This is a genomic window from Thomasclavelia sp., assembly GCF_047249845.1.
Classification (GTDB): domain Bacteria; phylum Bacillota_I; class Bacilli_A; order Erysipelotrichales; family Coprobacillaceae; genus Thomasclavelia.
Genome location: NZ_JBKTWO010000009.1, coordinates 1 through 20,492, shown reverse-complemented (window position 1 = coordinate 20,492; position 20,492 = coordinate 1). Strand labels below are relative to the sequence as shown.

The 20,492-nt window shown below is 28.5% G+C and carries 18 protein-coding genes; 14 read left to right on the top strand and 4 right to left on the bottom strand.

Annotated features, from left to right (window positions below; all coding sequences use genetic code 11):
* Nucleotides 1-15: 15 nt before the first annotated feature.
* From ACLR9T_RS03675 to ACLR9T_RS03665, 3 genes are all read right to left on the bottom strand, one after another.
* Entirely contained in the window at nucleotides 16-831 is an 816-nt protein-coding gene (locus ACLR9T_RS03675) for a metallophosphoesterase (protein WP_413108182.1), read from the bottom strand.
* Nucleotides 828-2,594, bottom strand: coding sequence for a ribonuclease J1 (gene rnjA / locus ACLR9T_RS03670; protein ID WP_413108181.1), 1,767 nt, complete (start codon nucleotides 2,592-2,594; stop codon nucleotides 828-830). The genes ACLR9T_RS03675 and rnjA overlap by 4 nt, the downstream gene beginning before the upstream one ends.
* A 75-nt stretch (nucleotides 2,595-2,669) precedes the next feature.
* The gene (locus ACLR9T_RS03665) at nucleotides 2,670-3,536 is read right to left on the bottom strand and encodes a DegV family protein (RefSeq protein ID WP_413108180.1); all 867 of its coding nucleotides are present in this window, start codon (nucleotides 3,534-3,536) and stop codon (nucleotides 2,670-2,672) included.
* A gap of 184 nt (nucleotides 3,537-3,720) precedes the next feature.
* Here ACLR9T_RS03665 and ACLR9T_RS03660 point away from each other — a divergent pair, with 184 nt between their 5' ends.
* From ACLR9T_RS03660 to ACLR9T_RS03635, 6 genes are all read left to right on the top strand, one after another.
* Complete coding sequence (locus tag ACLR9T_RS03660; protein WP_413108179.1) at nucleotides 3,721-4,092, top strand: GntR family transcriptional regulator; 372 nt, start codon at nucleotides 3,721-3,723, stop codon at nucleotides 4,090-4,092.
* Nucleotides 4,086-4,988: an ABC transporter ATP-binding protein gene (locus tag ACLR9T_RS03655; protein WP_413108178.1), complete on the top strand. Its 903-nt coding sequence runs from the start codon at nucleotides 4,086-4,088 to the stop codon at nucleotides 4,986-4,988. The genes ACLR9T_RS03660 and ACLR9T_RS03655 overlap by 7 nt, the downstream gene beginning before the upstream one ends.
* Complete coding sequence (locus ACLR9T_RS03650) at nucleotides 4,963-6,843, top strand: ABC transporter permease (RefSeq protein WP_413108177.1); 1,881 nt, start codon at nucleotides 4,963-4,965, stop codon at nucleotides 6,841-6,843. Before ACLR9T_RS03655 ends, ACLR9T_RS03650 begins: the two co-directional genes overlap by 26 nt.
* Before the next feature lie 2 nt (nucleotides 6,844-6,845).
* On the top strand, nucleotides 6,846-8,369 hold the full coding sequence (locus tag ACLR9T_RS03645; protein WP_413108176.1) for a hypothetical protein: 1,524 nt from the start codon (nucleotides 6,846-6,848) through the stop codon (nucleotides 8,367-8,369).
* Nucleotides 8,370-8,416: 47 nt separating this feature from the next.
* Nucleotides 8,417-8,722, top strand: a complete 306-nt coding sequence (trxA, locus tag ACLR9T_RS03640; RefSeq protein WP_413108175.1) for a thioredoxin — start codon at nucleotides 8,417-8,419, stop codon at nucleotides 8,720-8,722.
* 79 nt (nucleotides 8,723-8,801) lie between these two features.
* Nucleotides 8,802-9,416, top strand: a complete 615-nt coding sequence (locus ACLR9T_RS03635) for a hypothetical protein (RefSeq protein WP_413108174.1) — start codon at nucleotides 8,802-8,804, stop codon at nucleotides 9,414-9,416.
* A 35-nt stretch (nucleotides 9,417-9,451) separates the two neighbouring features.
* On the opposite strand, the gene ACLR9T_RS03630 is transcribed toward ACLR9T_RS03635, so the two are convergent.
* A complete protein-coding gene (locus tag ACLR9T_RS03630) occupies nucleotides 9,452-9,784 on the bottom strand; it encodes a hypothetical protein (RefSeq protein ID WP_413108173.1) in 333 nt (110 codons plus the stop codon).
* 97 nt (nucleotides 9,785-9,881) lie between these two features.
* Between ACLR9T_RS03630 and ACLR9T_RS03625 the strand changes: the two genes are divergently transcribed.
* The 8 genes from ACLR9T_RS03625 to treC all read left to right on the top strand — a co-directional run bounded on the left by ACLR9T_RS03625 (nucleotide 9,882) and on the right by treC (nucleotide 20,430).
* On the top strand, nucleotides 9,882-11,063 hold the full coding sequence (locus ACLR9T_RS03625; RefSeq protein ID WP_413108172.1) for a PLP-dependent aminotransferase family protein: 1,182 nt from the start codon (nucleotides 9,882-9,884) through the stop codon (nucleotides 11,061-11,063).
* On the top strand, nucleotides 11,056-11,670 hold the full coding sequence (locus ACLR9T_RS03620) for an HAD family hydrolase (protein WP_413108171.1): 615 nt from the start codon (nucleotides 11,056-11,058) through the stop codon (nucleotides 11,668-11,670). The genes ACLR9T_RS03625 and ACLR9T_RS03620 overlap by 8 nt, the downstream gene beginning before the upstream one ends.
* Before the next feature lie 62 nt (nucleotides 11,671-11,732).
* Complete coding sequence (locus ACLR9T_RS03615; protein WP_413108170.1) at nucleotides 11,733-13,268, top strand: L,D-transpeptidase family protein; 1,536 nt, start codon at nucleotides 11,733-11,735, stop codon at nucleotides 13,266-13,268.
* A 218-nt stretch (nucleotides 13,269-13,486) separates the two neighbouring features.
* On the top strand, nucleotides 13,487-14,152 hold the full coding sequence (locus ACLR9T_RS03610; protein ID WP_413108169.1) for a bactofilin family protein: 666 nt from the start codon (nucleotides 13,487-13,489) through the stop codon (nucleotides 14,150-14,152).
* 142 nt (nucleotides 14,153-14,294) lie between these two features.
* On the top strand, nucleotides 14,295-15,008 hold the full coding sequence (treR, locus tag ACLR9T_RS03605) for a trehalose operon repressor (protein WP_413108168.1): 714 nt from the start codon (nucleotides 14,295-14,297) through the stop codon (nucleotides 15,006-15,008).
* Between the two features lie 17 nt (nucleotides 15,009-15,025).
* On the top strand, nucleotides 15,026-16,798 hold the full coding sequence (locus tag ACLR9T_RS03600) for a MutS family DNA mismatch repair protein (RefSeq protein WP_413108167.1): 1,773 nt from the start codon (nucleotides 15,026-15,028) through the stop codon (nucleotides 16,796-16,798).
* 103 nt (nucleotides 16,799-16,901) lie between these two features.
* Entirely contained in the window at nucleotides 16,902-18,797 is a 1,896-nt protein-coding gene (gene treP / locus ACLR9T_RS03595) for a PTS system trehalose-specific EIIBC component (protein ID WP_413108166.1), read from the top strand.
* A 1-nt stretch (nucleotide 18,798) separates the two neighbouring features.
* Nucleotides 18,799-20,430 (top strand): alpha,alpha-phosphotrehalase, encoded by a 1,632-nt coding sequence (gene treC / locus ACLR9T_RS03590; RefSeq protein WP_413108165.1) that lies wholly within the window; start codon nucleotides 18,799-18,801, stop codon nucleotides 20,428-20,430.
* Nucleotides 20,431-20,492 lie beyond the last annotated feature (62 nt).

Below are 20,492 nucleotides of genomic sequence, written 5' to 3'. Positions count from 1 at the left end.
TAGCAGATTCGCTACCTATTTTAATGTAATTATATTAATTTGATTCGGGCAAAAGAGACGATATTCATATCCTTCTTCCATTGATAAACCATTAGAAATAACTAATTGGCTTTTATTTTTAGAATGGTATCCATGAACATATTTGCTACCATTATTTTTTTTCAATAATCCGCCAATTCCTGGTAGGCATATATATCCCCCCATTGTATGCCCAGATAACTGTAAAGCAATGTTACTTTTAGAAGTAACAGTAAAATAATCTGGTTCATGAACTATTGCTAGTTTATAAAGCTCTTGATTGTTTTCGTTAATTAAACCAGAGATATCTCCATTACCTTCTAAACCAAATAAAGCAATAGTTGCATTATTTAGATAAATAGGACGATATTCGTTATGAAGTACCTCAAATCCACCTTCATTTAAAATATTAGTAACATCATTTAATGAAGCTAAATCTTTTTCTCCTAAAACAGCAAATTTACCAAAACTTGATTTTATATTTGATAATAATCTAATTACTTTTTCATTATCAAAGGGAGTATTTGAGTATAAATCACCACCAAAGATAACCATATCTACATGTTGCTTATTTAATGAATTAATAATTTTTTCTAATCTTGTAATATCACTACTCTTTTGGAGATTAATATCACTAATAAATCCTATTTCAAAGTTTTTGAATTCATTAGGAAGACTATTATTATTAATAGTTGTTTTTTTAATAGTATAATCATCAGGAGCGATATAACGGCTATGATAATAGCCAAAACCGCCCCCAATAATTATAATAACTAATAAAAGAATTTTAATAGTTCTTAATTTTTTTCTCATGGTTTTTTGTTCATAATAACTGGAATAATCATTGGATTTCTTTTAGTTTTACGATAAAAATATGAAGACAAGATATCCCGAGTCGTGTTCTTTATTTCTCCAAATGTAGTTTTACCCTGTAATAATTTTGATAAAGAATTTTCAACTAATCTTTCAGCTTCTCGAATCATATGAAAACTATCTTTCATATATACAAATCCACGAGAAATGATAACTGGATGAGTTAATAATTTTCCTGCTCTTGAATCCATACTAATTAAGATTGATACCATTCCATCTTCAGAAAGAATTTGACGATCACGAAGTACAGCAGTTGATAAACCACTAATATCATTACCATCTACATAAATATCTTCAACATGGATTCTTGGACCTAAACGAGCTTCTCCATTATTTAAAAGAATCGTATCTCCATTTGAAAGAACAAATGAATTTTCTGCAGGTACACCAACTTCTTGTGAAAGGGCAGCATGAATTTTTAACATTCGATATTCACCATGAACAGGAAAGAAATATTTAGGTTTTGTAAGTAGCATCATTAGTTTTTGTTCTTCTTGTGAAGCATGACCAGAAGTATGTAGATTATTAAAAGCGGTATTTGTTAGAACCTTGGCACCTGCTCTAAATAATTTATTTACTACTACATTGACGCTATAAGCATTACCTGGAATTGGATTTGATGAAAATACTACTGTATCACCAGGTTTTATTTTTACATATTTGTGAGTTCCATTAGCAATTCGACTTAATGCTGCTAAGGCTTCACCTTGAGATCCTGTACACAAAATCAAAATTTCATTATCAGGTAATTTTTTTGCTTGATCATTTTTAACAAAAAATTTATCTGGACATTTGATATAACCCATTGCTCTTGATACCTGGATATTATTTTCCATTGAACGACCATATACTAAAATCTTACGATTAAATTTAACGGCAGCCTCAACGATTTGCTGTACACGATGAACGTTAGAAGCAAAAGTCGCTACAATTAAACGTCCTTCAGTTTTTCTAAACTCTTCTTGAACACTATTTGCAACTTTCTTTTCACTGATTGAAAAGGTTGGTACTTCAGAGTTAGTAGAATCACTCATTAATAAAGTAACCCCAGTTTCTCCTAAAAATGACATCTTTTGATAATCAGCAGCATCACCTACAGGTGATAAATCAAATTTAAAATCACCGGTTTCTACAATTCTACCATTAGGGCTATTAATGATTATCCCCATAGATTCTGGAATAGAATGATTTGTCTTAAAAAATCCAATATTAAAATATTTCGATTTTATTTGATATTCATCATTTATTTGAATTATCTTTGTAACATTGGTTAATCTTTTTTCATCAAGTTTCCTTTTGATCATTGCACTAGCAAGTGGGGTTGCATAGATAAAGGGTATTTTAACGATCTGTAATAAAAATGGAATTCCACCAATATGATCTTCATGACCGTGAGTGATCATTAATCCACGAATTTTTTTCTCATTTCTTTTTAAATATGAATAGTCTGGTATTACATAATCAATTCCTGGAAGACCTTCTTCGGCAAATTTAACTCCAGCATCAATAATAAATAATTCATTATCATGTTCGATACAATACATATTCTTTCCGACTTCATTAAGTCCTCCTAGGGCAAAGACTTTTGTATCGATATTATTACGAGTTATTGTTTTTTTAGGTACTGAATTTTTAGATCTATTATAATTTTTTTGATTAGTTCTGCCAGTTTTTCTATTATTTGTGTTTGGCTTTTCTTGCATAATTTCCTCCTTATTTTAGTTTGTCTCTTTTTAAGTATTATAACACATAAAAAGGCAAGAAACGAAGTTTCTTGCCTAGATAATTTTTTTACATGCTGCAATTGCAAGCGCATGTGGTCCAATATGACATGAAACACTTAACGATAACGGATCGCAGATAATTGTTGAATCTGGATATATTATCTCTAATTCTTTTTTTAATTCTAATGCTGGTTGTTTATCAAATGTATAAGCAATACATACATGAACATTTTTCCCTTTTTGTTCAGGATCTAAGCGTTCATCAATGTCTTTTTTTATTGCTTCGATCATAATTTTTGTTGCTTTTGACATTGTTCTTGATTTACTAAAAGTATCAAGTTTTTCACCCTGGATTTGTAAGATCGGTTTAATTTTCATCATCCCACCTAATATTGCTACAGCAGGAGTGATTCTTCCACCTTTACGAAGATACTCTAACGTATTGACCGTAATATAGATAGAGGCATTTAATTTATTTGCTTCAAGAATTTCTTTGATTTCTTTAGCTGATTTTCCTTGTTTAACAAATTCGATAGCATCAAAAACATCACGTTTTTGAGTGACAGATACTCTTTGTGAATCAACAACTTGAACCCTTCCATCGTACTCACTAGCTAACATTAATGCAGTTTGGCAAGATCCGCTCAAACCACTGGACATAGGAATGTGGACGATTTCATCATAGTCTTTTAATACCTCATCCCACAATTTGCTAACATCACCAACTAGTGGCTGGCTTGTGAATACTTCAGCCCCGCTCATCAGTTTATCAAAAAACTCATTTTGTGTTAAATTAATATCTTCATAGAAGGTCTGACCATCAATAGTGAAAGGCATTGGTAGTACATAAATACCTAATTCTTTACTCTCGTTTTGTCTAATTCCAGAATTACTATCAGTGACAACTGCTACTTTACTCATAAAAAACCTCCTATCTCTAAAACATATTTTACTTAAAATAATAAAAATTGCAAACTATTTAAGTATTATTAGTGAAATATTTCTATATAAATATAATTGAATGATTAACTGTATTATATCTTGTAATACAGTTTGATGTTTGTTATACTACTAAGTGTAGAGATGATTTTAGAAAGGAGATAGTATGAAAATAGATATTAATAGCTCCATACCAATTTATGAGCAGATTTATAAACAGCTTTTGGAATATATAACTACAGGATTAATACAAGCTAATGATAAGTTACCTTCAGTTAGAGAATTATCTTCATCGATTCATATCAATCCTAATACTGTAGTAAAAGCTTATCGACTATTAGAAGAACAAGGTTTCATATATTCTTTACCGGGGAAAGGAAGTTTTGTTAGTTCAAAACAAAATGTTCAAACAAAATTATTTCTGCAGCAAATTAATGAATTGAGTCGTGAAATAGTAACTAAAAGTAAATATATTGGAATGAGTTTTGAAGAATTGTGCCAGTTGTTAGAACAAACATGGGAGGGTAAATCATGTTAAAAGTAAAAGAACTTTCAAAAAAAATTGATAACAATCAAATTTTAGACAATATTAATTTAAATATACCTAAAGGATCAATATATGGGATTATTGGTGAAAATGGAGCTGGTAAAACAACTTTGATTCGTCATTTAGTAGGAGCATATCAAGGAGATCATGGATTTGTAGAATTAGAGGGGATGAGAGTTTATGAAAACCCGGAGGCTAAAGCAAAATTGGTTTATATTCCAGATGAATTTTTTGATACATTTGGTCAAAATATCAAAGATATTAAAGAGTTATATCAAGGAATTTATCCAACCTTTGATGAAGAACGATATATAAAGTTAATGAAATTATTTAATTATAATAGTTTAGAAAAGTTTAATAAATTTTCTAAGGGAATGAAAAAGCAGGTGATGTTTATTTTGGCACTTTCAATCATGCCAGAGTATCTAATAATGGATGAGCCTTTTGATGGCTTAGACCCGCATATTCGAAAAATTATTTGGGATATTTTAATTCAAGATGTAAGTGAACGTCAGATGACAATATTTATTTCAAGTCACCATTTAAATGAATTAGACAGTATGTGTGATCATATTGCATTAATTAACAAAGGGAAAATAATTTTTGAAGAATCACTGGATCATTTAAAAGAAGGATATCATAAATTGCAGATTGTTTTAGAATCGGGTGATGAAATGTATGCATTAGAAAAAGAATTAAATGTTTTAGCTCATCAGATGATGGGGCGAGTTCATACTTTAGTTGTTAAAGGAAATCTTGAAGAGATAGATGCTACGGTGTTAAAATACAGCCCAATTATTAATGAGACATTGTCATTATCATTAGAAGAAATTTTCTTATTTACATTAGGGGGAAAGTATGATGAACTCAAGGAAGTCATGGGTTAACAAAACATTATTAAAAAATATTGTTAAAAATAATCTTTTTCCAGCTAAAATTTCTTTAATTATTTTTGTTGGTTTCTTTATTTTGGCTTCAATATCGGCTGATGGAACAGGAATTGGGCAATTATGTATTGGTCTTTTTGGAATTAGTGCAGTAGTTTTAACAACTGTTTATCCATGTTTTATTCAAAGTTTTTTAATTAATAAAACAAAATCTTCAATGATGAAATCAATTCCTTTAGATAGTAGAACAGTTTGGTTTACAAATTATTTAGCGGGTTATTTAATTGTTTTAGTAACACTATTAATGGAAGGAATTGGGATTGTTTTTATTGATTTTACTAGATCATATAATCTTGTATTTTCTGGAAATATGTTATTTCGATTTATTTTAATGATCTTTGTGCTGTTATTTATTTACTATACGATTACTTTTTTGGTTTCTAGTATGGCAGGAAACCGTTTAGGACAGATTGTTTTTAGTATTGTAGTATATACTTTACCAGTAGTTTTATTGGGGAGTTTTATTGTTTTTACCACTTATCTAGTACCAGGAGCAGTTAATCAGATTGAAAATTATTATATCAATATGCTATTTCCGCTTGCAGCAGGACTAGAATTTATTAGCATAGGAAATTTGACTATCATAATTCATTGTTTTATAGCTTTAGCATTACTTGGATTGAGTTATTATGTATATAAAAATCGTGATGATGAGTATATAGATGAACCACTCGTATTTAATAAAATAGGAATTGTTTTAAAATCTGGGATTGTATTAATTGTAACAATTACAGTATTCTATTTGATTTTATTGTTTAGTCATATTGATATTACCTTTGGAATAAAAGGAATGTTGATGTTATTAACGATATATTTAATAATTGGTATTATTATTGCAATTTTTATTGAAATAATCTTTAAAAGTCAGTATATATATCGAAAGCTTTTAATATATATTCCAGTATTATTAATTTTCTTTGGAGTTAATTATATTATTGCTAATGGTCAATATTATAAAGCAGTGAATGAGGTTACTGGAAAATCTGATGTTGTAGGTGAGTTGTATATTTTTGATGCTAAAAGTGAAAATACATTTACAATGAACATTGAACATACTCAACTATTTGATATGATTAAATATCTAAATGATAACCGTGATAATATTCATTTTGAACAAGTTGAAAATAGTAATTCTATTATAGTCTTTAATTTGTATTATGAAGGTGTTAATGATAATTATCATGATAATCTTCTTCAATATCAATTTGATCAAAAGCTTTTAATTGATTATTTTAAGAAACATGAAAATGCTTATTTAAGTAGCAATAGTTTTAATTTTGAAAAGGAAAGTTATTTAACATGTTATTATGACAATACAGAAATTTATTTAAATTCATCTGAAACTAAACAGCTTTATCAAATGACTAAGGAGCAAAATATTGTAGTTGATGATTTTTTTAATGGAGAGATGATAAATTTATTTGGAAGTAGTGGCAACCAATATATTCTAAAAGTAAATGATAAATTTCATGAGTTTTTAAAAGATAAGAAGCTAATTGGGCAAACTGAATTTATTAACCGCTGCAATAAATTTATTTATGATGAAACACTATTATCTGATGAAACAGATAATAAGATATTTCAGTTTGTAAAAGAGCAGTTAAATATTGAGACATTTACTTTATATGATGATGGGATTGAATTAATTGAATTTGATAATAATTATGCTACTTACTCAATGAAGTTAACAATAGTAGATGAAACTGAAAATCATAAGATAACTTTGATAATTGGGCTAGAAAATGAAGATGATAAAATTATAATCAATTCAATTAATCGAAAGGCTGGTGAATAACAATGCTAAGTTTATTTAAAAATGATTTAAAACAGCTAAAGAATTATGTTGTTATTTACATGGGGTGTTTGTTATTAAATTTTATTATTAATGTCTTGTCCTATCATAAAGATTTACCAATATTTACATTCTATTTTATTGTATTTGTATTTAGTTTGATATTACCGATTATTAATCTAAAATATTTATTTAATACTACTAGGCAGACTCATTTTAATTCTTTACCTTTTTCACGAATACAAAGTTTTCTTATCCATTATCTAAGTGGGATCGTTTGTCTAATTATACCAGCAATATTATATTGCTTTTTAAGTCAAGGAATAATTTTAAATAATAGCATTGCACTTATTTTAATGATATTTATGTATTATACACTAGCGAACTTAACTGCTTATCTAACAACGTCATTTTTTATGAATGTTGTTTTACAAGTAGTAATTATCTTAGCACCATTAATTTTCTATTATAGCTTATTTGCAGTATATACAACGTTTATTAAAGGTATTATTTCCAGTGGGCTTTCATTAGAAGTTATTAGTTATCTAGTTCCGGTTATCAGATTAATAATTGCAAGTACTGTTGGTTTGGAATGGAACTTTTGTTTAATCTATTTAGGTTATATAATTATAACTTTGATTTTAGGTTTATATGTATGTAAATATCGTAACTGTAGTAATAATTATTATGGGTTTACTAATAAGGGTATGGCTCAAATCATTAGTATAGTCATCATTATTAGTGGTTCATGGATGCTTACATCTGTTTTAGGGGTTGCATCAGAATTAATAAGAACTTTTATCATGGTTAACATTATTGCAACTGTAATTGTAACGTTTATCGTACAATTTATTCAATATAAAAAAGTTAGATACCAATTATGTCTTGTTCAATCAACATTGATTATTATTGGAACAGTAGTTATATTTATCTTTTCTAAAGGTTATTTAGAAAACTATATTCCAAAACAAATAGCTTATGCTGCAATTGAAAATAATATTGACAACATCAATTCAAATATAAAGATTAGTGATAGTCAGGATATTGATAAAATAGTTTCAATTCATAAACAGCTAATAAATACAAAACAATCACAGGACAGAATCAAAAGAATTGATATTACGTATTATCGTAATGATGGAAGTAAGGTAAAACGAGGATATTATGTTAGTGATGATAAATTTAAAGAGTTTGTTAAAAAAATTGATGGTGATTTAATTAAAAGCTGGAATGGTATGTATTATAAGTTGTTAAAACAACTTGATAAAGCTCGAAGTGTTGAATTTCAGTTAGCTGAAGAAAATTATTTGAAATTAGAAGAAAAAGAAGATATCCAGTTATTAAAAAACATATTACAACGTAAATTAGCTGATTTTGAAAATAATCCTAGTTTGCTTCAAAATATTAACTATGAAGATACTCAGGGGTGTGATATCTCTTATGAAAATACTAGAACCTGGATCAATTATAGTTTAAATGACCCTCTATCTCTTACAATAGAAGATTTTTATAAAATAAATGCAAATTAGTTGTAATTATTTTAATATCAGGCATAATGTTAGATGAGGTGAGAATAATGAAAATATTAAATAGTAACGAATTTGATAGCGCTATTGCCAGTGGAATCGTATTAGTTGATTTTTATGCTGACTGGTGTGGTCCATGTAAAATGTTAGCACCAGTATTAGATGGAATAGCTGAAAAAATGACACAAGTAGATTTTTATAAAATAAATGTTGATACTTCATCAGACATTGCTGGTCGTTATGGTGTGCAGGCAATTCCTAATTTAATTATTTTTAAAGATGGAAAAGCAGTTGATCAAATTACTGGTTTTGTACCAGAAAACGAAATTGTAAAACGTATAGAAAACTTATTTTAAACCATGGAATATCCATGGTTTTATTTAATTGTTTATCTGTCGGTTTATGTGATATAATGGATTATAAGGAGGGATTATTATGGCTAAAAAACCCCTTAAGTTAACGAAGAATGCATTGATGCTGATTAGTGTGATTGTCTTGATATTAGTAGTTTTTATTGTTTTGAAATTTGGAACGGAAGATGTTAAAAAAGAACCTAAAGATGTAAATAGAGAAACTTTAAGTTCATTAGTTCTTGAAAACCAGGTTTTAAAAGTTGATTTATTAGATTTTATTTCATCTAAAAACTATGATGAAAAATATCAAGAAGTTTCAATGAATATTAAAGCAAAAGAGGAAATTCGAGGATATAAAATAGCTAAAAGTCAGATATTTAATAAAGTAATGCAGTTACTACCCCCAGGTGAGCAGTCTCCATTATTGAATAATAGTAGCGAAATGCCAACACATGAAGCATATATATTAGTTTTAGTTGGGGATATTGCACAATATAAAAATTCTCAAGGAAAAGATATGTATAAAATTGTTAATGCTCGATTAGATTATTATAAACAGTCATTGTTATTAGAAAATGATTATGATAGTGTCTATATTGCTTCAATTGATGGTAAAAAAGAAAAAATGGTTAAAATAGATGAATATAAACAAGTACTATCTAATCCAGACGAGTATATGTCAATGTTACAATGGTAGTGTAAGACCCTAGCAAACTGCTAGGGTCTGTTTTATTATATTTTCAAACCATCAACAAAAGCTAGGTCGATACCAAACATAATACCAGTATTAGGGTTGTTAATACCACCTAAAGTTTCATCAATGATTTTTCTAGCATCTATTACATCTTCTTTTTTTAAAATGAAAAATAGAGTTTTGCTAGCTTCACGAGGATCTTCTAGAAATATTCGTAAAGATTCAATAATAAAGTTATCATTATTTTTCAAAGCATTGATCATTCCCTTACTATCAATAATCGTACCCCCAGTTATTCCGTTATTTTGTAAGGCGATTAATAAATCATCTAACTTTTCAATCTTGTGTAGAACTAAAAACAATGCCTGCATAAAATCACTCCTTTTAATTATTATAAACTAAATTATAATTCTTTGCATTAGGAAATGTTTGGTTTATAATAAACCTATAAGTTAAGGGGGTAAAAAAATGAATTTTGAATTTTCAAAAAGAATAAGCGGTGTTCAGGCATCAGCAATTAGAGAAATATTAAAAATGATGAATGATCCAGAAATTATTAGTTTTGGTGGGGGGAATCCAGCTAGTGAAACATTTCCAGTAAATAAATTAAAAGAGATTAGTAATGATATTTTTAATACTAAACCTAATTCAATTTTAGAGTATGGAATTACTGAGGGGGATATTAATTTTAAAAAAGCGGCACTTGATTTTTTATCACGTCATGAAACGGTCTTAAAAGATTATGATGAAGTAATGGTAACTTCTGGTTCTCAGCAAATCATGGATTTTATGAGCAAATGCTTATGTGATGAAGGGGATGTTGTAATATGTGAAAACCCAAGTTTTTTAGGTGCTTTGAATGCTTTTAAAAGTAATGGGGCTAAATTAGTGGGGATTGAGATGGAAGATGATGGGATTAATTTAGCTAAACTTGAAGAAGCATTAAATAAACAGAAAAAACCTAAATTTATTTATTTGATACCAAATTTTCAAAATCCAACTGGAATTACTACATCATTAAAAAAACGGCAGGCAATCTATTTTTTAGCAAAAAAATATCAAGTGATGATTCTTGAAGATAATCCATATGGTGATCTACGATTTAAAAACGAACCAATACCTTCAATTAAATCATTAGATGATGAAGGATTAGTAGTATATGCTGCTAGTTTTTCTAAAATCATTGCACCTGGTATGCGAGTAGCTATTATGGTTGGTCACCATGATTTATTAGCTAAGTGTACTGTTGCTAAACAGACAAATGATGTTCATACTAATGCTTGGGCTCAAAGTGTTATGGCTCGCTTTTTAAATGAAACAGATATGGATGAACATTTGAAAAAGTTACAAGCAGTATATAATAAAAAGTGTAACTTGATGTTAGAAGAAATGGATAAACATTTTAGTAAAGACTGTAAATGGACTATTCCTGATGGCGGGATGTTTATTTGGGTAACATTACCTGAAAGACTTGATATGCCAAGTTTTGTTAAAAAGGCAATCGAGCATAAGGTTGCAGTAGTGCCGGGGAATGCTTTTTATGATGATGATAGTAAACATTGTCAGTCATTTAGAATGAACTTTTCGATGCCATCTGATGAACAAATTATTAAAGGTGTAGCTGTTTTAGGGGCATTAACTAATGATTAAAAATATTGTTTTTGATATGGGAAATGTAATTTTAAGATGGGATCCTGAATATATTGCTAACAAGTTGAGTAATAATTTAAATGAACAGAGAGTAATTATTAAAGAGCTTTTTAATAGTCGACAATGGCAGATGTTAGATCAGGGAACTATAAGTCTTGATGAAGCTTTACAGCAAATCTATTTACAAACGAATAAGGAATATCATGATTTGTTAAAATATGCATTATATCATTGGTATGATTATTTAGAAATATTTGATGAAATGGTTCCTTTGATTAAAGAATTAAAACAACAAGATTATAAGATATATTTATTGTCAAATTGTGGTTTACAAATTAAAGATTATTTTCATAAAGTAGCGGCATTTAAATATTTTGATGATTTTTATATTTCTGCTCATAATCATTTATTAAAACCGGATATACAAATATATAAACATTTCCTAACAAAGTTTAATTTAGTGGCAGAAGAGTGTATTTTTATTGATGATATTTTAGTTAATGTTGAAGGTGCTGAAAGAGTCGGGATGAGTGCATACTTATATGATGGAAATATTGATGATTTAAGATCGTTTCTTAAAAAAAGTATATCCATGATAAATTATTAATAATTCTTAAAAATACCATGTCTATAGCTGTTTAGGTTGACAATTAAAGGCAAAATGCTAGAATGCATATTGTAAGTAATTATGAAGAATTGGGAAAAATCAAGAAAAGACAAGAGGGAATTATGGACAATATGAGTAATGGAGAGGCAGTGCTGAACTGTAATAAAAACAAGACATTAAAGAAAAAGCGGAAAATTCGTAAAGAGTTTATTATCATTATCACCTTACTGATTGGAATTATTACAATATATTTGATAGGCAGCTTTTATTTTAATAATAAATTTTTAAATAGTACTTATATTAATAATATAAATGTGGGTGGTTTAACTTTAGATGAAGCTAATAAAAAGCTTTCTAAAACTGTTGATGATCATACTTTAGAATTAAAGTTTAATGATGGAACATCGGAATTTGTATCGGGTAAAGATTTAGGGGTTAAATATAATACAGATAATGATGTTGCTAAGATTTTAAAGAAACAAAATTCTTTTGCCTGGATACAAGCGTTTTTTATAAAAAATAATAAGAGTGTTGATAACCTGGCGATACTAGATGAAACAACTTTAAAAAGTAAAGTATTATCATTAAATCATCTTCAAGAAGGAACACAGGTACCTCCAGAAGATGCTAAAGTAGAATATATTAATAATGAGTTTACGATTAAAAATGAAGTTGCTGGTTCAATGATTGATCAAGATAAAATGCTAGAGGCTATTAGGCTGGCTTTTAGTGAGGGGAAAACAAGCGTTGATTTACATGCACAAAATTGTTATGTAGAGCCAGCTTTAAAGGCTAGTGATGCTAAAATTCAGCAGTTATATGAAGCGGCTAAACAGTATGCCTCTGCTGTTATCACATATAAAACTAACTCAGGGGATGTAGTTTTAGATGGTAATACATTAATAACATGGCTTTCTATTGATGAAAGTGGTAATTATTATCGTGATGATGATGTTTTCAAAGAAAAAGCTACAGAATTTGTTAGTTCATTAGCTAAGAAGATAAATAGTGTTGGAGGAACAAGAACTTTTGTTGGAGCTAATAATCGAACAATTACTGTAAGTGGTGGTAATTATGGTTTGCGTTTACAAAATTCAAAAGAAATAAATGGCTTGTTAGATGACATATATGCTAATAAAGTAGGGGTACGTACTCCAGTAACAACTGGAAAAGAAGCTTCTACTGATAATGGTGGACTTGGTAATACATTTGTTGAAATTGATTTAAAGAGTCAGCATATGTGGTATCATAAAGATGGTCAAATTGTTTTAGAATCAGATCTTGTTTCAGGAACATATAATGATCCAGATAGAAGAACACCTGCTGGAGCCTATTATCTTTATAATAAAGAACGTAATCGTGTATTAAGGGGAACTAAATTACCAGATGGTACTTGGCCATATGAAACACCAGTATCATATTGGATGCCTTTTAATAAAGGGATTGGGCTGCATGATTCATCTTCTTGGCGTAATAAGTGGGGAGGCACTATCTATATGAATAGTGGTTCTCATGGATGTATTAATTTGCCTACAAATATTGCTGCTCAATTATATAATAGTATCGAAATTAATTGTCCAGTAGTTTGTTATTATTAATTTTAGTATGACTATAATGTTTTATCTTCGATTATTATAAAATATTTTGTCAATCTTTTAGTGAATAGTCGAGAATTGTATGGTATAATTATGAAGTGACATTGACATTGTTAAGGTATTTTGTTAGTATTTGCGTGTATTGTTGGATGTTTATTTTTGTAGAATATTGTAAAACTAATTGCGCTGTAGATAAGTTGATTATGGAGGAGGATTGTGTGATGAATAAGAAGAGAAATATAATGGATATAATCAATAAAACAATCTTTGTGGAAGAAGAGGTCGAAGAAGAAGTGATAGAAAAAAAGGATAAAAAAACTGCTGAAAAGAAAATTGAGCAAAGGAAGTTTGAATCAAAAAAAGTTGATTCTAAACCTCAAAAAGTAGTAGAAAACAAAAAAGTTAATATGCCTAAAGAGGAGCCTGTTTATTCTAAGCCTCAAAAAGTAGAACCTGAATATGTTGCTTCAGTTATTTCTTATGGAACAAAAATTACAGGTGATATTACTTGTAAAGCTGACTTACAAGTCGAAGGTATAATTGAAGGAAATATTAGCTGTGATAAAGCTGTAACGATCAAAGGTAAAGTTAAAGGAAATATTAAAGCGGATTCATTAACTACGATTGATGCATCTATTGTTGGGAATGTAAATTGTAAAGGTATTGTTAATATCTTAGGTAAGACAAATTTACAAGGTGATGTTAATAGTAGTGATGTTGTTTTAGAAGGTGAAATTAAAGGTAATATTATTGCTGAAAATAGAGTATCGTTAAAAGGAACATCTATTTTGGATGGGAATACAACTTCAGCTAAGATCATGGTAGAAGAAGGTTCAACAATTATTGGTAGTATTCAAACTGTTTCAAATAAAAAACCTAAAAACTAAGCTATGCTTAGTTTTTTATCTTATAATGAATATTAAAAAGAATGAAAGAATAATTGATTTTTGTTATAATCTACATATGTGTTATTATTTGGAAAAAATATAGGAAGGAGGATGCTGAGATCAATTTACTCAGCTAACCTGGATGCAAAGTAAATATCAAAAAATATCTCAAGACTTAATCAATAAAATTGAAAGTCAGGAAATAGGTGCTCATACATATTTACCTAGTGAAAATGAACTTATGAAAATGTATAAAGCTTCACGAGATACGATTCGTAAAGCTTTGGATATTTTATTAAAAAATGGTTATATTCAAAAGAATAAAGGAAAGGGGTCTTTGGTTTTAGATGTTGATAAAGTATCTTTTCCGGTTTCAGGTGTTACTAGTTTTAAAGAATTAGCGAAAACAATAAATGGTGAAGTGGTTACAGAAGTAATAGAGGTTTCATTGAATCCTGTAGATGAAATAATAAAAAAAGAATTGTATATGGAACAAGGTAATTATTATAAAGTTAGGCGAATTAGAAAAATTGATGGTGAAAGAGTTATTTTGGATACAGATTTTTTAAACGCTAAAATTGTTCCTGAGATTAATACAGAAATTGCTAAGGATTCATTATATAGTTATATAGAAGATGTATTAGGTTTAAAGATCAGTTTTGCTAGAAAAGAATTCACAGTTGTAAAAGCTAGTGATGAAGAAAAACAATTATTAGATATGCTTGATTATGATTTATTAGTTTGTGTTAAATCATACACATATCTAGAAGATGCTTCTTTATTTCAGTTTACTATTTCAAAACATCGTCCTGATAAATTTAGGTTTGTCGAATTTGCTAGAAGGGCACAATTGTGATTTTTAAAGGAGAGAGTATGGAGTGTAATGATTATTTATTGTTTCAAAATAAACTAATAAAAGAAATTAAAGATTTAGAAAGCAGCTCATTAAAAATATCTGTTTTTAGATTTATTGCAGGTACTTTAATCTTAGTGTTTTTATTAAGTGGTTATTTTTTAAAATTAGAATATATATACTTATTTATGATCATAGCAATAATAATTTTTATTCTATTAGTTTTTAAGCATACAAAAATAACTGATCAACTTACTTATTTAAAAGCAAAATCGAAAGTAATCGAAAATTATTTAGCTCGCTTTGATAATAAATGGAAAGAGTTCGAGGAAACAGGTCTTGATTATATCGAGCAAATAACAGGAGTAATGAAAGATCTTGATATAGTTGGAAATAATTCATTGTTTCAATATTTAAATACTGCAAATACCTTAAGAGGAAAGAAAAGATTGTTATCTAAACTGACAAGAAATGAATTTGATCATGATTTACTTATTCAAGAGCAAATAGCTGTAAAAGAATTAGGGGAAAGAAATGATTTTGTTATTAATATTGAAACATATGGAAAAATGCTGCTTAAACCAAAAATGATTGAGAAGGTTATTGAAGAATTTATTGTTAATATTTATACTAAACAAAGATGGAAGAAATGGAAATTAGTTAGATATATTATACCTATTTTAACTATTATAGCCTTAATAATGTTTTTGTTTGATTATATTTTTAAGTTGGCAGTAATCCTTCTTCCGGTATTGATATTTGGTCAATGGATCATTGCAATAATTAATTTAAACAAAAATAGTGAGCTATTTAAACAAATAACTCAAATTTCTAAATGTTTAACTAGTTATCAAAATATTTGTGAATTAATAGAAAAGACAACTTTTAGATCAGTCCATATAAATAATTTAAAAAACAGTTTATTAGAATCTAGTCAAGCTTTTTGTGAGTTAAAAGCAATTAGTTCTTCTGTAAAGCAACGTAATAATTTACTAGCGGCACTTTTACTAAATGGAATTTTATTGTGGGATATTAATTGCCGTGAACGCTATGAGCTTTGGGTTGATAAATATGGAGAACATGTAAATGATTGGTTAGATAATATTGCTGAACTGGAAAGTTTGATCAGTTTACAAGTACTATTACAAACTAAGCACTCTACAACATTTGCCACATTTACAAATGAGCTTTGTTTAGAATTTAATCAAGCATATCATCCTTTAATTAATGAAAAGCAAGTTGTTTCTAATTCTTTTACAATGAAAAAACAAGTTTGTGTTATTACTGGATCAAATATGTCTGGGAAAACAACTTTTTTAAGGACAATTGGTACAAATTTAGTTTTAGCTTATGCGGGTGGTCCTGTTTTGGCTGATTCATTTAAATGTTCATTAATGAAAATATTTACATCAATGCGTTTAGAAGATGATATTAGTGGAATATCAACATTTTATGCTGAATTATTAAGGATTAAAGAAATTGTTGAGGCTAATCAGCAGGGTGAAAGAATGATTGCTTTAATAGATGAAATTTTTAAGGGAACGAACTCTAAAGATCGAATTTATGGAGCAACAGAAACCGTTAAGCAACTATCAACATCTAATATTTTCACTTTTATTACGACTCATGATTTTGAATTATGCGAATTAGAAAACCAGGTACCATGTATAAATTATCATTTTAGTGAATATTATGAAAATAATAAAATCAAGTTTGATTATTTAATTAAACAAGGTCGTTGTAAAACAACTAATGCAAAATATTTATTGAAAATGGTAGGAATAGTAAAATAGCTGATAAATTCAGCTATTTTTTATTTAAAAGTATTGACAAACATATACGTACAAGTTATGATGTATATGTAAAAGATGTACGTACATGTAAAGGAGGAGAAATATGGGCAAATATGATAAGGATGTTAAAAAACTTTTAGAATTTATTGGTGGGAGAAACAATATTAAAGCTGTGAGTCACTGTATGACAAGAATGCGATTTGTTTTATTTGATGATAAAAAAGCAAATATTGATAAAATTGAAACTTTATCTAGTGCTAAAGGAACATTTACGCAGGGTGGACAGTTTCAAGTAATTATTGGAAATGATGTTCAAAAATTTTATAACGATTTTGTTGCAATATCAGGAATTGAAGGTGTAAGTAAAGAACAAGTTAAAAATAATGCTCAAGATAATCAAAATAAGTTACAGCGTTTGATGGGAAATCTAGGAGAAATTTTTGCTCCACTAATACCTGCTCTTATTTGTGGAGGATTAATTTTAGGATTTAGAAATATTATTGGGGAGATTGCTTTTTTTAATAATGGAACCCAGACATTGGCTGATATTTCGCAGTTTTGGCAAGGGTTGTATAACTTTTTATGGCTAATAGGTGAAGCTGTGTTTCACTTACTACCTGTAGGGATAGTCTGGTCGATTACTAAAAAGATGGGGACAACTCAAATTTTAGGAATAGTTTTAGGGTTAACTTTAGTTTCACCTCAATTATTAAATGGTTTTGAAGTAGCTTCTACAGCAACAAAGGATATTCCAGTATGGGATTTTGGCTTTACTCAAATTCAAATGATTGGTTATCAGGGACAGGTTATTGCTGCAATGATGGCAGGATTTGTACTTGTATATTTAGAAAAGTTTTTTAGAAAAATAACTCCAGAAGTTATAAGTATGATCATTGTTCCTTTTTGTTCGTTATTGCCAGCAGTAATTATTGCTCATACTATTGTAGGACCAATAGGCTGGATGATTGGTAATTGGATTGCAGATGTAGTATATGGTGGTTTAACTTCATCGTTTGGGATTTTATTTGCTGCTTGTTTTGGTTTGATTTATGCCCCAATTGTTATGACGGGATTACATCATATGACTAATGCGATTGATACAACACTATCAAATATGTTTGGAGGTACGATATTATGGCCAATGATAGCTTTATCAAATATTGCTCAAGGATCTAGTGTACTGGCAATGTCCATTTTACAAAAAAAGAATAAAAAAGCACAACAAATAAATATTCCTGCCTGTATTTCATGTTATTTAGGAGTTACAGAACCAGCATTGTTTGGTGTGAATTTAAAGTATGGTTTTCCTTTAATTTGTGGAATGATAGGTTCAGCAATAGCGGCAGTTATTTCCGTAGGATTTGGGGTTCAGGCTTTTAGTATTGGGGTTGGTGGGTTACCAGGAATTATTTCGATTAAATCTCAGTATTGGCTGGTATTTTTAGGAGCAATGGCAGTAGCTGTTATAGTCCCTTTTGTTTTAACATATTTTATTGGTAAAAATAAATTAACTAATAAAGAATTAGGTATTTTAGGAGAAACGATTAAAGATAAAGCTTTTATATCACCAATGACAGGTAAATTATTAAAGATAGAAGATATAGAAGATCAAGTTTTTGCTTCAAAAACTATGGGGGATGGTTTTGCAATTGAATTAACAGAAGGACTTGTTAGAGCACCGATTAATGGAGAAATAATAATGACTTTTCCAACCAAGCATGCATACGGTTTAAAAGGTAACGATGGAACAGAATTGTTGATTCATATTGGAATGGATACAGTAGAATTACAAGGAAAAGGTTTTGAATCATTTGTTCAAGTTGGTGACCAGATAAAACAGGGGGATAAACTAGTAAATGTTGATATTGAATATATTAAAGAACATGGAAAAACACTGGTATCACCAGTAGTTTTTACAAGTGGTCAAAGTGTTATTAATTTAAAAGCAGGCGAGTTAGTAAAAGTGATGGAAGAAAATATTATAGAGGTAGGTAAATAAAATGAGTTTCAAAGAAAAAACAATTTATCAAATTTATCCAAAGTCATTTAACGATAGTAATGATGATGGGATTGGAGATATTAATGGAATTATAGAAAAACTAGATTATTTAAAACTTCTTGGAATAGATATGATTTGGATATGTCCGATTTTTGCTTCACCACAGCAAGATAGTGGATATGATATTAAGGATTATTATAAAATTGATCCAATCTTTGGAACTATGGAAGATTTAGAACGTTTGATTGCTGAAGCAAAAAAAAGAGATATTTATTTGATGTTTGATATGGTATTCAATCATACTTCAACTGAACATCAATGGTTTCAGGAAGCTTTAAATGGTAATGAAAAATATAAAAATTATTATTATTTTAAAAAAGGAAAAGGCAAGAGTTTACCAACTAATTGGGATTCTAAATTTGGAGGAAAAGCTTGGAAATATGTGCCAGAATTTGATGAATATTATTTGCATCTTTATGATGAAAAACAAGCAGATTTAAATTGGAAAAATGAAGAAGTTAGAAATGAATTAATAAAAATTATTAATTTTTGGTTAGAAAAAGGAATTCGTGGATTCCGTTTTGATGTGATTAATAATATTGACAAACGATCTTTTGAAGATAGTCCTGATGGATTAGGCAAACAATTCTATTGCGATCAACCAAAAGTTCATGATGACCTCCATGAGCTTAATATTCGTTCATTTGGTAAAGTGGATGATTGTGTAACCGTAGGTGAAATGTCGGCAACAAGTGTAGAAAACAGTATAAGATATACCAATCCTGCCAATAAGGAATTAGATATGGTTTTTAGCTTTCATCATTTAAAAGTAGATTATGTAAATAAAGAAAAATGGACAACAATGCCTTTTGATTTTCAAGAATTAAAAGAATTACTAAATACATGGCAAATAAAAATGCAGGAAGGAAAAGGATGGAATGCATTATTTTGGAATTGTCACGATCAGCCTCGAAGTGTTTCAAGGTTTGGAAATGATAGCAAGTATCGTGTAGTTTCTGCTAAGATGTTGGCTACTGCGATGCAATTAATGCGTGGGACACCTTATATTTATCAAGGTGAAGAAATTGGTATGACCAATCATTATTTTACAAATATTAATCAATATTGTGATATTGAAAGCATTAATGCTTATCATATTTTAAAAGAGAATAAAATAGAAGAAAGTCAAATTTATAAAATTTTACAAGAAAAATCACGTGATAATTCCCGTACTCCAATGCAATGGAATCAAGATAAAAATGGTGGATTTTCTAATCATGTACCATGGTTACAAGTAAATCCAAATTATAAAAATATAAATGTAGAAGATGCTCTAAAAGATCCCGATTCAATTTTCTACCATTATCAAAAACTGATCAAACTTAGAAAAAAATATAAAATAATTAGTGAAGGGATGTTTGTACCGATTTTTGAAAAGCATCAACAAATCTTTGGTTATAAAAGGATTTTAGAGGAACAAGAACTAATTGTTTTAAATAATTTTTATGATCAAGAAGTATCGTTGGATTTAGATGTTAGGGATTACCAAATATTAATTGATAATTATAAAAATACTGATATTCATAATTTTTATCTTAAACCATATCAAAGTATTGCATTATATAATAAATAACATCTATCGATGTTATTTTTTATATAATAATTTTTTATTTGTACGTAAAATTTAATGCAAAA